This window comes from Cobetia sp. 5-11-6-3, from assembly GCF_013374055.1.
Lineage (GTDB): Bacteria > Pseudomonadota > Gammaproteobacteria > Pseudomonadales > Halomonadaceae > Cobetia > Cobetia marina.
On sequence record NZ_BLWJ01000003.1, the window covers coordinates 265,141 to 278,111 of the forward strand.

Annotated in this window: 8 protein-coding genes and 1 pseudogene; 3 read left to right on the top strand and 6 right to left on the bottom strand. The window is 63.2% G+C overall.

Annotated features, from left to right (window positions below; translation table 11 throughout):
• Positions 1 to 35: 35 nt before the first annotated feature.
• Complete coding sequence (locus HXS66_RS07020) at positions 36 to 2,921, bottom strand: response regulator (RefSeq protein WP_176503159.1); 2,886 nt, start codon at positions 2,919 to 2,921, stop codon at positions 36 to 38.
• A gap of 269 nt (positions 2,922 to 3,190) precedes the next feature.
• On the opposite strand from HXS66_RS07020, the gene HXS66_RS07025 reads away from it, so the two are divergent.
• Positions 3,191 to 4,084, top strand: a complete 894-nt coding sequence (locus HXS66_RS07025; RefSeq protein WP_176503160.1) for an NRDE family protein — start codon at positions 3,191 to 3,193, stop codon at positions 4,082 to 4,084.
• Positions 4,085 to 4,175: 91 nt separating this feature from the next.
• On the opposite strand, the gene ptsP is transcribed toward HXS66_RS07025, so the two are convergent.
• Together ptsP and HXS66_RS07035 are read right to left on the bottom strand one after the other, a co-directional pair.
• Positions 4,176 to 6,479 carry a phosphoenolpyruvate--protein phosphotransferase gene (gene ptsP, locus HXS66_RS07030; RefSeq protein ID WP_176503161.1) on the bottom strand — a complete coding sequence of 768 codons (2,304 nt, stop codon included), beginning with the start codon at positions 6,477 to 6,479 and terminating at the stop codon, positions 4,176 to 4,178.
• A gap of 202 nt (positions 6,480 to 6,681) precedes the next feature.
• Positions 6,682 to 7,146 (bottom strand): annotated as a pseudogene (locus HXS66_RS07035) (RNA pyrophosphohydrolase); the annotation flags it as partial.
• 259 nt (positions 7,147 to 7,405) lie between these two features.
• Here HXS66_RS07035 and HXS66_RS07040 point away from each other — a divergent pair.
• The gene (locus tag HXS66_RS07040) at positions 7,406 to 8,062 is read left to right on the top strand and encodes an HAD family phosphatase (RefSeq protein WP_176503162.1); all 657 of its coding nucleotides are present in this window, start codon (positions 7,406 to 7,408) and stop codon (positions 8,060 to 8,062) included.
• Between the two features lie 254 nt (positions 8,063 to 8,316).
• Positions 8,317 to 9,708, top strand: coding sequence for an FAD-dependent oxidoreductase (locus HXS66_RS07045; protein ID WP_077375199.1), 1,392 nt, complete (start codon positions 8,317 to 8,319; stop codon positions 9,706 to 9,708).
• 217 nt (positions 9,709 to 9,925) lie between these two features.
• Here HXS66_RS07045 and rsd read toward each other — a convergent pair whose 3' ends face one another.
• From rsd to gshA, 3 genes are all read right to left on the bottom strand, one after another.
• On the bottom strand, positions 9,926 to 10,420 hold the full coding sequence (gene rsd / locus HXS66_RS07050; protein ID WP_077375202.1) for a sigma D regulator: 495 nt from the start codon (positions 10,418 to 10,420) through the stop codon (positions 9,926 to 9,928).
• A gap of 125 nt (positions 10,421 to 10,545) precedes the next feature.
• Positions 10,546 to 11,106, bottom strand: coding sequence for a disulfide bond formation protein B (locus HXS66_RS07055; protein ID WP_084208017.1), 561 nt, complete (start codon positions 11,104 to 11,106; stop codon positions 10,546 to 10,548).
• 260 nt (positions 11,107 to 11,366) lie between these two features.
• Positions 11,367 to 12,965 (bottom strand): glutamate--cysteine ligase, encoded by a 1,599-nt coding sequence (gene gshA, locus HXS66_RS07060; RefSeq protein ID WP_176503163.1) that lies wholly within the window; start codon positions 12,963 to 12,965, stop codon positions 11,367 to 11,369.
• Positions 12,966 to 12,971: the final 6 nt, after the last annotated feature.

The window sequence follows — 12,971 nt, forward strand, 5'->3', positions numbered from 1 at the left end:
CATGAACCGATGGCTCATCGCTTACCCTTGCCAACTCAGACCCCATCACCCGTCACGCCACCTTCTGCTCCCGGTGCCTTCATCGTGGCCCGAGGCAGCCATTTGCGAACCTTGTCGATCAACGCCTGAGGACGATAGGGCTTGCCAAGATAATCATCCAGACCTGCCGCGAAGAAACGCTCGCGGTCCGCCTCGCTGGCATTGGCCGTCAGGGCAATGATCACGCTACGCCTGTCACTGCCGGCCCCGGCCTCCTGTTCGCGCCAATTCCGGGTAACGCTGACGCCATCCATGCCGGGCATGAAGATATCCATGAACACCAGGTCGTAGAAATGGCGCTCGCGCGCGGCCAGCGCATCTTCTCCACTGCTCGCCGTATCCACCACCAATCCCTGGCGGCCGAGCACCGTGCGCGCCAGCATGGCGTTCACCGGACCGTCATCGACGACCAGAATGCGAGTTTCGACAGGATTGTCCGGCCAGGACAACGGCACCAGGATCTCCAGCACCTCCTCCCCTTGCGTCTCATGCTGTCGGTAGCGCCCGCCGAGCTCCTCCACCAGACGACGAGCCATCAACAGCGAGGAAGGGGCATTGCGCCCGACATCGAGACCACAGTGATCGTGAAGCTCAAGCCTCAGCCAGCATTGACCCCCTGTCTCCGTGTCCCTCAGGCCAGCTCCCGTCGGGCCACCGGCCAGCGACGACGCACCCTCGGCGTCCACCACCTCGACGAACACGCGATGCCGACCCGCGCTCGCGCGTCGACAACCATCTTCCGACAGATGCTCGAAGAGCTGCGCCAGACGCCGTACATCGCCACGCAGCAATGCAGGCAGCGCGCCCAGCTGCCACTCGAAGGGCAGTCCCACGTCGTGGTAGCGCTGCTGCATGTCATTGAGCAGCGCTCCCAGCGCCTCGGCCGGCGTGAACAGATTCTCCTCCAGCGGCGTGCGCACGACATCGTCGCGCTCCGTCAGCACATTCAGCAGCTGTGCCACGCTATCGAGACGCCCCTGCAGCAGGCTCAGCTCGGCATCCTCCAGATGACGCTCGCGACGCAACTGCCCCAGCTTGCGCACCAATCCCTGCAAGGGAGGCGTCAACTCGGCGTGCAGCATGTCCAGGTAGTCACTTTTGAGGCGGGCTTCCTCGCGCGCCCTGTCGCGTGCGACCAGCAACTGCTGGCTGGCCTGATCATGTTCTGATTCATCAATCATCACGCCCAGCACCTGAGCGGGGTCGTTGTTGAAACGGCACAGCTCGAGACGCATGCGCCGCATGCGGCCCTCGGCATCATGGACGCGCAATTCTCGACTGTTGGGTACGCTCGGGTTGGGCTCCAGCATCAGCAGACTCCCGACCGAGCGCCCCAGCGCTTCATGTAGCACCAGCCCGAACAGCTTCTCGAAGGCAGGATTGGCCATCGCCAGCAGGCCATGACGCATCACGAAGGCAGGCAGTGGCAAGGCATCCAGTTCGTGGCCACGACCACGGCGCAGCAGTGCCACGGCAGCACGGTGACGGCGCAGAATCTCGTCGGCCGGATACGCCTGATGGGCCGAGACGGGATACTCCTCCATGACCTGCCCCTGCTCGAGCCGCACGCTCTGGCGTGCCAACCATTCCAGTGGCTGCCCCAGGCGCTGATCAAGGCGACGCAGGCGCCATTGCAGAATCAGCATGCTCACCGCGAAGACCAGCAGCAAGGCACCGGCGCTGCCCAGCAGCAATGACAGCAATGGCATCTCGCCCGGCACGTCAAGATCGCGCCGCGCCACCAGTCGCCAGCCATTGACAGGCAAGGTGTCCCAGACGACGGCACGCGCCGCAGGTCCTGGCAGCAAGGTAGCGCCACGCAGACCGCCGTCCACCGCCTGGGCCACGTCATCGGGCAGGCGTCGCGGCCGAGGGTCACGCGTATTGCTGCTGGCCGCCCACACTTCCAGGTCCTGACCGATCAGCCAATAGGGAGCCGTGCGGCCCTGACCGGGCAGCAGCAAGCGAGATTCCATCTGGGGGACCGCGAGATCCAGCCCGACATGGACCTTCTGTCCCGCGTTGAGTTCCACCTCGACCAGCGCGGTGATCTGAGGCAGGCCCGCCGGACCGGGATGTGGCGGCAGCCAGACGACCCGCGGCGCGCCGTTGTCCGAGCTGCTGGCCAGCTGGCGCTGAGTGGCAGGTGTGACATCGGTGTAGGGAAGGAGCCTGGTGCCCGGTGAGAAGGCATCCAGCACGTTGAACCAGGGGTAGAGCATGATCATGCTGTTGTCGAGACTGACGAACAGTCGCGAGATCAATGGGTCCGTGGAATACAGATCCGACAACAGCCATTGCATCCGGATCAGGCGTCGCGCCACGTCGTGATCCTGCTCATCCAATGCGCGGTGAAACTCTCCGTACAAGGCAGCGCCGCCACGCGTGATCGGCCGGAACAGCTGACCTTCCTCGGTCAACACCAGCTCATTCAATGACGAATCCGCCTCGCCCCCGGCATGGTCGAGATGGCGACGCGTGTAGCGCGCCAGAATCTGCAGACGACGCTGCTGCGCCTCGAAGCGCTCATTCACCAAGGCAGTGGCCAGCGAATGCTGCTGGCGAAGCTCGCCCAGGGCGCTGTCCACGAGCTTGTGCCGCTCGCTGTCCCAGGTGACCCAGGCCCCGACCAGACAGCTGAGCGCCACTGCCAGCTCGGCGAGCAGCAGCGGGCCCACCGTCAGACGACTCATGCGCCGCCATACCGATTCCAGTCCACTGGGGCTGCTCTCACTGCGGTTCCCCGCACTGCCGCCATCCTCGAGACGAGTGGCGTCGCCGGTGACGCCGGACGCTCCCGTCGGGGGAGCCTCCGCTTGGGAAGATTCAGCCTCGGGCGAGCGTGACGCTGGCTCGACAGGGGGAGGACGGCGCGAGAACATGGTCTGGGAGCATCCTGTAGATGGACCTGACAGCAAAAACCATCGGGCATGGGTGCAGCAATTCGTGACGTGGCGTGACATTGCCGCAGCAGTACGATCGGGTCGCATCGAGCCATGCTGCCCGTAGCTCGACGTCACGGCAGATCGTCGGCCCGTTCGCCACAAGACTGCAGCATACGCAAGCCACTGACGGGCGTCATGTTCCCGGCGCGACACCTGTCACATCCTGATCCCCGGGAACCTCGCCCACCCTCTTTCGGAGTCTCGCCATGTGCCTGATGGCATTCGATTGGCAGCCAGATGCCACGACAGGTCACTGCCTCACGCTGCTGGGCAACCGCGACGAGTTTCATGCCCGTGCGACCACTGGCCTGTGCCGCTGGCCGGATACCGCCCTGTGTGGTGGTCGTGATCTGGTGGCAGGAGGGGGATGGCTGGTCATGCATCGGGCCGGCGCCCTGGCGACGCTGACCAATGTCCGCCAGCTGGACCGCCCCCCCCATGCGGCCACCATCAGTCGCGGTCAGCTGGTCACGGCCGCCGTGCGACAGGCGGTGGCCAATGCCTCCACCCTGTCGCCTGGGGACTGGCTGGAGGCCCTGAGCGCTGGCGAGACCGTCATGGCAAGGCTCGCGGCGGACTCTCCCGAGCACTGCGAACCCCTGAGCTTGAGCGCACTTGACTGGTGCAATTTGCTGGTCTGCGATGGCCGGACTCTCTGGCGACTCCATCATGGGCCTGACGGCAGCCAGCTGATCCGACTCCCCCCTGGGCTGCATAGCCTGTCCAATGGTCACCCGGACAATGAATGGCCAAAGCAGCGGCGACTCAGACAGCGCCTTGCCGCGCTGAAGGCGTCTGCGGTCATGCACGATGACGATGCCTGTCTGGGTATCCTGCAGGATGGCTGGCGGCCGCCGACGGCACAGTTGCCGGCCACCGGCCTGGCACTTGAGCGGGAAGCCCTGCTGTCCAGCCCCTTCATCACCAGCCCCGAGTACGGCACCCGCGCGGCCACCCTGGTGCGCTGGCAGCGAGATGACAAGCGGACCTCACTGACACTGCATGAACGCCGCTTTTCACCACAAGGCCAGTGTGTCGCTCATCGCAAGGCCGTGTCGCACCTCCAGGAGGAAGCGACACGGGGATGGCATCTGAGCTGACAATTGCCTGCAGGGGACGTCTTGAGGGAAGGCCAGCGAGAGGACGCCACCCAAGGCAGGAGCGCAGGTCTGTGATCCTGCCTGCAGGTCGCTAACGAGAGACTGCCGCCTGGGCCGCACTGGCATCCGGCGTGTGGTCACGCGGTGGCAACAGATGCGCCAGCTCCCATGCCTGCATGCGCTCCAGCAGCAGGCCATGCACCTGATTGGCCGTCGGCTGACACAGGACCTCGCTGACCAGCCCCTGGGCTGCCGCCAACGACACGCGGCGAATGGCGGCACGGACACGTGGCAGGCTGGGCGCATTCATCGACAGACCATCAAAGCCCATTCCCAGCAGCAGCAAGGCGCCGGCAGGGTCACCGGCCAGCTCACCGCAGACGCTCACCGGCATGCCCAGCGCTTTCGATTCTTCCGCCAGGCGCGCCAGCGCGCGCAATACCGCCGGGTGACACGCATCATAGAGACTCGCCACTCGTGGGTTATTGCGGTCCACCGCCAGCAGGTACTGGGTGAGGTCGTTGGACCCCACCGAGAAGAAGTCGACCCGGGTCGCGAGCGCTTCCAGCTGATAGAGGGCCGCCGGCACCTCGATCATCACGCCGACGCTGGGCCGTGAGACGTTGACACCGTCTTCCGCCAGCTCGATCAAGGCACGATTGACCAGCGCCAGCGCGGCATCCACCTCCTCGATCCCCGAGACCATCGGCAACATGATACGCAGATTGTCCAGGCCCTCGGCGGCGCGCAGCATGGCACGCAGCTGCACCATCAGGACTTCCGGGTGATCCAGTGTCACGCGTATGCCGCGCCAGCCAAGGAAGGGGTTGGCCTCCTTGATGGGGAAATAGGGAAGATCCTTGTCGCCCCCGATATCCAGCGTACGCATGGTGACAGGCAGAGGGGCAAAACCGGCCAGCTGCTCACGGTAGAGTCGTGCCTGCTCCTGCTCGCTGGGGAAGCGATCATTCATCATGAAGGGCACTTCCGTGCGGTAGAGCCCCACGCCGCCAACCCGGGTCTTGAGCGAGGCCACGGCATCCAGCGCCAGGCCGGTATTGACCATCAATGGCATCACATGGCCATCAGGCGTCACGCTCGGCAGATCCTGCTCCTGCTCCAGCAGCACGCTCAACGCCTGCTCCTCGGCGATCAGCCGCGAATAATGCACGCTGAGTTCATGCTCCGGACGCACCACCAGGCGACCGCGATGGCCATCGAGGATCACCGGCGCGCCACCCAGGCGTGACAGCGGCAGGTCCACCATCCCGAGCACGGTCGGAATTCCCATGGCCCGCGCCAGGATGGCGACGTGGGAGGTGCTGGATCCGCTGACCGCCACCAGCCCCTTGAGCCGCTCCCGCGGTACCTCGCCCAGTGTCGCCGGGCTGATCTCATGGCCGATCAGGATGGTGTTCTCGGGGTACTCGATCGGGCCGCTGTCGCCCTCCTCCTGCAGATGCGCGAGCACCCGCCGGCCAAGATCGCGGATATCCGCGGCGCGCTCACGCAGATAGTCATCATCCACGCGCTCGAGATACTGAACATGCCGGCGCACGATATCGGCCAGTGCCGCAGGCGCCCACTGCCCTTCCCGGATACGCTTCTCGACCTCCTGACCCAGCGCCGCGTCGCCCAGCATCTGCTGGTAGACCTCGAACAGCGCATGCTCCTGAGTGGAGATACGACTGGCCAGACGCTCTGCCGCGACACGGATTTCCTCGCGCACGGCGTTGATCGCCTCCTTCAGGCGAGCGATCTCGAAGTCGATGTCGGTGGGAATGAGGTCCGGCACCGAGTCCAGATCCGCCGGCGGAGAGAGCACGAAGGCCTTGCCGATGACGACACCGGGAGACCCGGCGACTCCCTTGAAGGTCGCCTGGCCGCTGGTCCCGGCCAGCTTGCCCAGTGCCCCGGTCGCCAACGCATGCGCCAGCACACCTGCCAGCTGCGCGCCCAGCGTGACAAGAAAGGCTTCTTCGCCCTCATCGAAACGACGCTTCTCGTGCTGCTGGATGACCAGTACGCCGAGCACACGGCGCTGATGGATGATGGGGACGCCCAGGAAGCTGGAGAAGCGTTCCTCGCCGGTTTCCTCGAAATACCGGAACTGGGGATGCGCCGGGGCATCCTCGAGGTTGAGCGGCTCCTCTCTGAGCGCCACCATGCCCACCAGCCCTTCACCGCGCGCCATGCTGACCTGTCCCACGGAAGACGAGCGCAGGCCAATGGTGTCCTTGAGCACGAATCGGTCCGTCTCGGGCGCCAGAAGGTAGACGGAACAGACATCCGTCTTCATGGCCTTGCGAATGCGCAACACCATCGTCGCCAGCGCCGCATCGAGTGAACGCGCGCCATTGACCTCCTGAACGATACGCCGCAATACCTCAAGCATGGTGTACCTCGAGCATGACGCGCCTCACGAGGAAACAGGGTTCCTGGCCCGGACGCGCACGTTGCAGATGATGAGCCCGACCTCAATCGGGGATGTGGCGATCATTTCCCGTCGGCCTGATGGCGACCTTGTCCTCGCTGCAGGGCATGTTGCCTTGCACCGCAGAGAGCGGCAGATTGCCCTGCGAATCCACCAGTCGTTGCAGACGCGGTGCCAGTTCGCGCAACGCGCGCCGGTAGACCTCGCGCTTGAAGGCCACGACCTGACCCAGCGGATACCAGTAACTGACCCACCGCCAACCATCGAACTCCGGCTTGGGCGTGGAATCCACACTCACGCGGTTGTCCTGACAGCGGATCTGCAACAGGAACCACTTCTGTTTCTGACCGATGCAGATCGGTCGGGAGTGCGTTCTCACCATGCGTCTGGGCAACCGGTAGCGCAGCCATCCTCGGGTACAGGCCAGTATCTCGACGTCCTCGGCCTTGAGGCCGATCTCTTCCTCGAGTTCACGATACAACGCCTGTTGCGGTGTCTCGTTTGGCTTGATGCCCCCTTGCGGAAACTGCCACGCATTCTGTCCTACCCGGCGCGCCCAGAGCAGCTGGCCCTCACAGTTGGCAATGATGATGCCAACGTTGGGGCGAAAGCCGTCAGCGTCGATCACGGATGTCACCTTTGATTCGTTAATTGAAACCATTCTTCCACAAAGGCTGAAAGCGCTTCAATACGCGGTTTGGCGGTGTGAAAGGCCAGGCACGTCTGCAATAATCGACCCCTTCACCGTATTGCACTGCAACACCGCCTTCGGAAATCCTCCGTTGGCCCCCGTACACCCGCGCAAACACTGGGCCGGCGACCTTGCCGCGCCCCTCTGTCTGCGTCCGTCGCCCACGCCAACGGCTGGGCTGAGCAAGGAGTTCTCCGTGAGTCTGGCCATCTTTGATCTCGACAATACCCTGATCGCCGGGGACAGCGATCACGCCTGGGGCGAGTTCCTGGTTGAACAAGGCGCTGTCGACGCTGACACCTACCGTGAAGCCAACGAGCGCTATTTCCAGCTCTATCAGAGTGGCGAACTGGACATTCACGAGTACCTGGCCTTCTCACTCAAGCCGCTGGCCGAGAACAGTCCGGAACAACTCGCCGCCTGGCACCAGCAGTTCATGGCCGCCAAGATCGAGCCCATCATTCTGGCACGGGCAGAAGAGCTGCTGGCGCGTCACCGTGCACGCGGCGATACGCTGCTGATCATCACCGCCACCAACCGCTTCATCACTGCCCCCATCGCCGAGCGCCTTGGTGTGGATGACCTGATCGCCATCGAGCCCGAGATCATCGACGGGCGCTACACCGGCCGCGTCGACGGAATTCCCAGCTTCCAGGGCGGCAAGGTCACTCGCCTCGAAGCCTGGCTTGCCGAGCGTGATCACACCCTGGATGGCAGCACCTTCTATAGTGACTCCATCAATGATCTTCCGCTGCTCGAGCGTGTCGATACTGCCATTGCAGTGGACCCGGATGAGCAACTGTTGGCGACCGCCCAGCAGCGCGGATGGCGCATCATCTCACTGCGTGACTGACAAGCCATTGATTTTCAAACAAATAATCGATCTATAAGGGAATGCAGCTTCATCTATAAGGTTTTCATGTGGCTACAGGCATTCACCATAAAGTCGACCTTATTTGCTGAATCATTTCGCGTCCGATGTGTCTATAATGTGTGTCCATCGAACCGTCGAGCCTGACGAGGCATGCCCCGTCACGGCAGGACGGCCCCCGGTAGCCCGGTCGGGTGCCGGGGGATGTCCCTCACCAACTCTGAGCGTGAGCAGCCATGTCCTCAACGACATACGATGTCCTGATTGTGGGTGGCGGCGTGTCCGGCACCGCCCTTCTCTATGAACTCGCCCGCTACACCGACCTCTCGTCGGTCGGCCTGGTGGAAAAATACGACCATGTCGCGATCGTCAACTCGCACGGTCGCAACAACTCCCAGACCATCCACTGCGGCGACATCGAGACCAACTACACGGTCGAGAAGGCGCGCGTGACCAAGCGCACCGCAGGTATGGTGGTCAACTTCGCCACCAAGCTCAGCGAGAGTGAGCGCGATCACATCGTCTACAAGTACCCGAAGATGGTACTGGCGGTCGGCGCCAAGGAATGCCAGTTCCTGCGCAAGCGCTTCGAGACCTTCAAGCCACTGTTCCCGAATCTGAAGCTGCTCGAGCGTGATGACATCGCCGAGCTTGAGCCGAAGGTCGTGGAAGGTCGCCGTCCGGACGAGGAAATCGTCGCGCTGGGTTCCACCGACGAATACACCGCCGTCAACTACACCACCCTGTCGGAGGCTTTCGTCAGCGAAGGCGAGAAGGCAGCGGCCGAGAAAGGCATGAACTTCGACGTTCGCCTCTCGACCGCCGTGGAAGACATCCGCAAGGAAGGTGACGTCTACAAGGTCAAGACGGACAAGGGCGAGCTCAGCGCACGCTATGTCGTGGTCAGCGCCGGTGGTCACTCCCTGCTGTTCGCCCACAAGATGGGCTACGGACTGGACAAGTCCTGCCTGCCGATGGCTGGCTCCTTCTACTTCACGCCGAAGGTGCTCAACGGCAAGGTCTACACCATCCAGAACGAGAACCTGCCGTTCGCCGCCGTCCACGGCGACCCGGACGTGCTGGTGGAAGGCAAGACCCGCTTCGGGCCGACCGCTCTGATGCTGCCGCTGCTGGAGCGCTACAACGGCAAGACCTTCTGGGAGTTCCTCAAGGTACTGCGCATGGACCGCAATGTCGTCAAGGCCCTGTGGGACCTGATGAAGGTGCGCGACATCCGCAACTACATCTTCAAGAACTTCATGTTCGAGGTGCCGGTACTGCGTGAGCGCCTGTTCCACGGCGACATCAAGAAGATCGTCCCGAGCCTGGACGTCAAGGATGTCAGCTTCGCCAAGGGCTTCGGCGGCGTGCGCCCGCAGCTGATCGACAAGAGCAAGCAGAAGCTCGTGATGGGCGAAGCCAAGATCAATCCGGGCACCGGCATCGTCTTCAACATGACGCCGTCACCGGGTGGCACCAGCTGTCTGGGCAACGCCGAGAAGGACATGTATCTCGCTCAGGAATTCCTTGGTTTCAACATCGACAAGGATGCCTTCGAGCGTGACCTGCTCACCGGTGAGATCGAGCTGACCGAACTCGAACGCCCGGAAGCCTCTTCCCTGATGTGATACGCCGCGCGGCGCCAACCGCCGCGCAGGTGAGCTGAAGGAAGTCGGGCCGAACGAAAAGCCCCCGCCAGCATCTGCTGACGGGGGCTTTTTCGTGTTGCCACTGACGGCGGCTGGCACTCAGCACTCAGCACTCAGCACTCAGCACTCAGCACTCAGCACTCAGCACTCAGCACTCAGTACTCAGGCGGACAGCATGTCTGCCTGAGTCATTCACTCATGCCACGGGTTGCCGCGAGTGAGCCAGTGGCTCGTGTACCGCATGTAGGCGCTGAATCAGTTGATCTTCCAGCGCGAAGCGCTCCGTCAGCCCCTCCTGAAGACGGGCCAGCCACTCGGGCAGGCGTGTGCGGTAGTGCTGGCAGCGGGTCGGACTCGAGAAGTCCTCATCGAAGGACAGTACCAGCTCCGTCGAGGGCTCCAGACGCAGCATCAATTTCTCGGCAGCGGCCAGAGCCTGGGTGTCCTCGAAGACACGCCCCTCTTCCTTGAGCTGAGGATAGACTTCGAAATGGCCCGCCGAGATGTAATCCATCAACAGCTCGATGAAGCGATTGACGCGTGTCATGTCGAGCTGCTCGAGATCATTGACGCAGGCCTCGTGCAGATCCATGAAGCAGACCAGCATCTCGCGTCGCTGATCCAGCCAGCGATCAACCAACTGATGAACGCCACGAAAGCGTTCCGCCGCAGTGGTGCATTCCTCCAGCATGGGCGCCTCCTCTGGCATGACCCGAACGGTGGGGCTGACATCAGGTGCTCACCCCGCTGCCAACCCACTATCCTCCATGCGACGGACGCTGCCAACCCCCCACCATGGTGGCAGGCGTCATGCCCTCAACGCCGGAAGCTGCTCCACAGCATGGCCAGCGGTACCAGCGTCAGAGCACAGAAGCCGATCAACGACCACTGAGGGATCGAGAGCCCCAGCCACTGGGCACTGATCTGCGCGCATTCACCGGAGGCATTGAGCACCTGGGTGATCACGTCCCATACCGGCAGTACTTCCAGCATGTAGTTGAGGCCCGGGCCACAGGCCGGCACCTGATCCGGCGGAAGGGATTGCAGCCAGACATGACGACCGGCCAGCACGATGGCACCCACACTGCCCGCCAGCGCACCCAGCGCGTAGACGCGGGTACCGATACGCCCCGGTCCATGCACGGCACCCAGCAGGAAGAAGACGCCTGCCACGGCCACCGCCACGCGCTGGAAGATGCACAGCGAACACGGTGCCAGACCGAAGGCAAACTGCAGCACGAAGGCGACACCGAGCAGCAACGCGCACCCCAGCGCCCCCAACAGGCACCACTGACGCCCGCTCCAGCGCGCCAGACAGGCGAGCCCCCCACCCTGGCGTGTCGGCTGTTGTCCTGATTGATTGTCCGCGTGTGTCATTTGCTGTCCTTGCCGTCCGACTCCGCTGGAGTCATTGGTGAGAAATGGCGCGATCACGAAGACATCTCTCCATGACCACCTCAGAGCATGCGTGGCGTCATTGCCTGGCCAGGACGCACGCATGGGCCAGAGACATCATCGGCGCCTCAAGTCTGAGGCGCCGATGATGTCGCGATGGCCGGTGTCGCCGCGATCAGCGATGGATGCCTATCATGCCGCGCAGGGATGACCTGAACATGAATCGGCGTTGCATCGACGAGTCAGGCCGGTTGCGTGGCATGCGCCGAGGCAAAGTATTCGGCCATGAAGGTATCGAAGTCCTGATGGTCGCCGGCCTCGATATCGCCCTGTTGCTGCAGGGAGGTCTCGACCAGTTGATCCAGCAGGTAGCCACGTGCACGCTCCATCGGCTCCGTCTTGAACTGCTCGGCCTGCCCCTTGGCCAGCGCCAGCACCTCATCGACGAAGTTGCTGCCGTTGTCGAGCATGCTGGTCAGCAGACGGCCCGAGGGCGTGGTCTGGGCATCGTCAAAGCGCGGCGCGAGTGCCGCCAGCGCATCGCGATGCTCGCTGCCTGACTTGTGGTTCTCGTCCAGCAGGCTTGCCACTTCGCCAAGTTCATCCATCACGTTGGCGGCCAGTTCACGCAGACGCCGCTCCTCACCCTTGACGTTCAGGGTCAGCTCGGGGTCACGCCCCGCCTCCACGACGCGTCGCTTGCTGTCGTCAAGGTTGGCGCATTCCTCGTCATCGATCCATGGGCTCTCGGTCAGCAGACACCAGATCAGGAAGGTATCGAGGAAGCGGATCTGCGTCTCGTCGATCCCCACCGGCAGGAAGGGATTGAGATCCAGACAGCGCACCTCGATGTATTCGACACCCCGGCCTTCCAGCGCCTGACTGGGCGTCTCGTTGTGCCGGGTGACACGCTTGGGACGGATGTCGGAGTAGTACTCGTTCTCGATCTGCAGGATGTTGCTGGAGAGCTGCGACCAGCTGCCATCAGCCTGCTTCACCCCCAGCTTCTCGTAGTCGTTCCACGGCGTGACGATGGCGTGACGCAGCGTCCCGACGAAGTTGTCCAGCGAGTTGAAGCAGATCTTGAGCTGTGCCTGGACCTTGTTCTGGTAGCCCAGGTCCGACATGCGCAGGCTGGTGGCATAGGCCGAGACCAGACTGCGGTCGGCCTGACGCTTGAGACGGTCATCATTGCCACCATCCAGGAAGCTTTCGTCGATCCCCGGCGAGGCGCCGAACAGATAGAGCAGAATCCAGCTATGGCGCCGGAAGTTGCGGATCAGCTCGAAGTAGCGGCGCGAGCGGAAGTCACGCGCATCCTCGCCTTCGGCATTCTCCATCTTCTGAAGCAGCGTCCAGAAATCATCCGGCAGCGAGAAGTTGTAATGGATACCGGCGATGGACTGCATGATGCGCCCGTAGCGCACATCCAGTCCCTTGCGGTAGACATGCTTCATGGTGCCGGTGTTGGAGGTGCCATAATCCGCGATCGGCACGCTGTCATTGCCGTTCAGCCTTGGCGGCATGCTGGCCGGCCAGATCAGCTCATCCCCCAGATTGCGATAGCTGAAACGATGCAGGTCCGCCAGAAACTCCAGGGAATCCTTGGGACGCGAGAAGACCGGCGTGATGTACTCGAGCAGCGACTCGGAATAATCCGTGGTGATGTACGGGTGAGTCAGCTTGGACCCCAGAGCACGCGGGTGCGGGGTCTGGCTGATGCGGCCGTCGGCGTCGACCCTGAGGCCTTCTTTCTCGATGCCACGGCGCAGACGCCCGAAGAGTCCCTGACGGGCGGGGGCCTTGAGTCGCGCAATGGCGGACGCGAGTTGCTCGGACAAGGTATT

Coding starts and splice junctions, on each gene's coding strand:
- HXS66_RS07055 (WP_084208017.1), bottom strand. CDS start 11,106: ATGACACACGCGGACAATCAATCAGGACAACAGCCGACACGCCAGGGT.
- HXS66_RS07045 (WP_077375199.1), top strand. CDS start 8,317: ATGTCCTCAACGACATACGATGTCCTGATTGTGGGTGGCGGCGTGTCC.
- ptsP (WP_176503161.1), bottom strand. CDS start 6,479: ATGCTTGAGGTATTGCGGCGTATCGTTCAGGAGGTCAATGGCGCGCGT.
- HXS66_RS07025 (WP_176503160.1), top strand. CDS start 3,191: ATGTGCCTGATGGCATTCGATTGGCAGCCAGATGCCACGACAGGTCAC.
- HXS66_RS07020 (WP_176503159.1), bottom strand. CDS start 2,921: ATGTTCTCGCGCCGTCCTCCCCCTGTCGAGCCAGCGTCACGCTCGCCC.
- rsd (WP_077375202.1), bottom strand. CDS start 10,420: ATGCTGGAGGAATGCACCACTGCGGCGGAACGCTTTCGTGGCGTTCAT.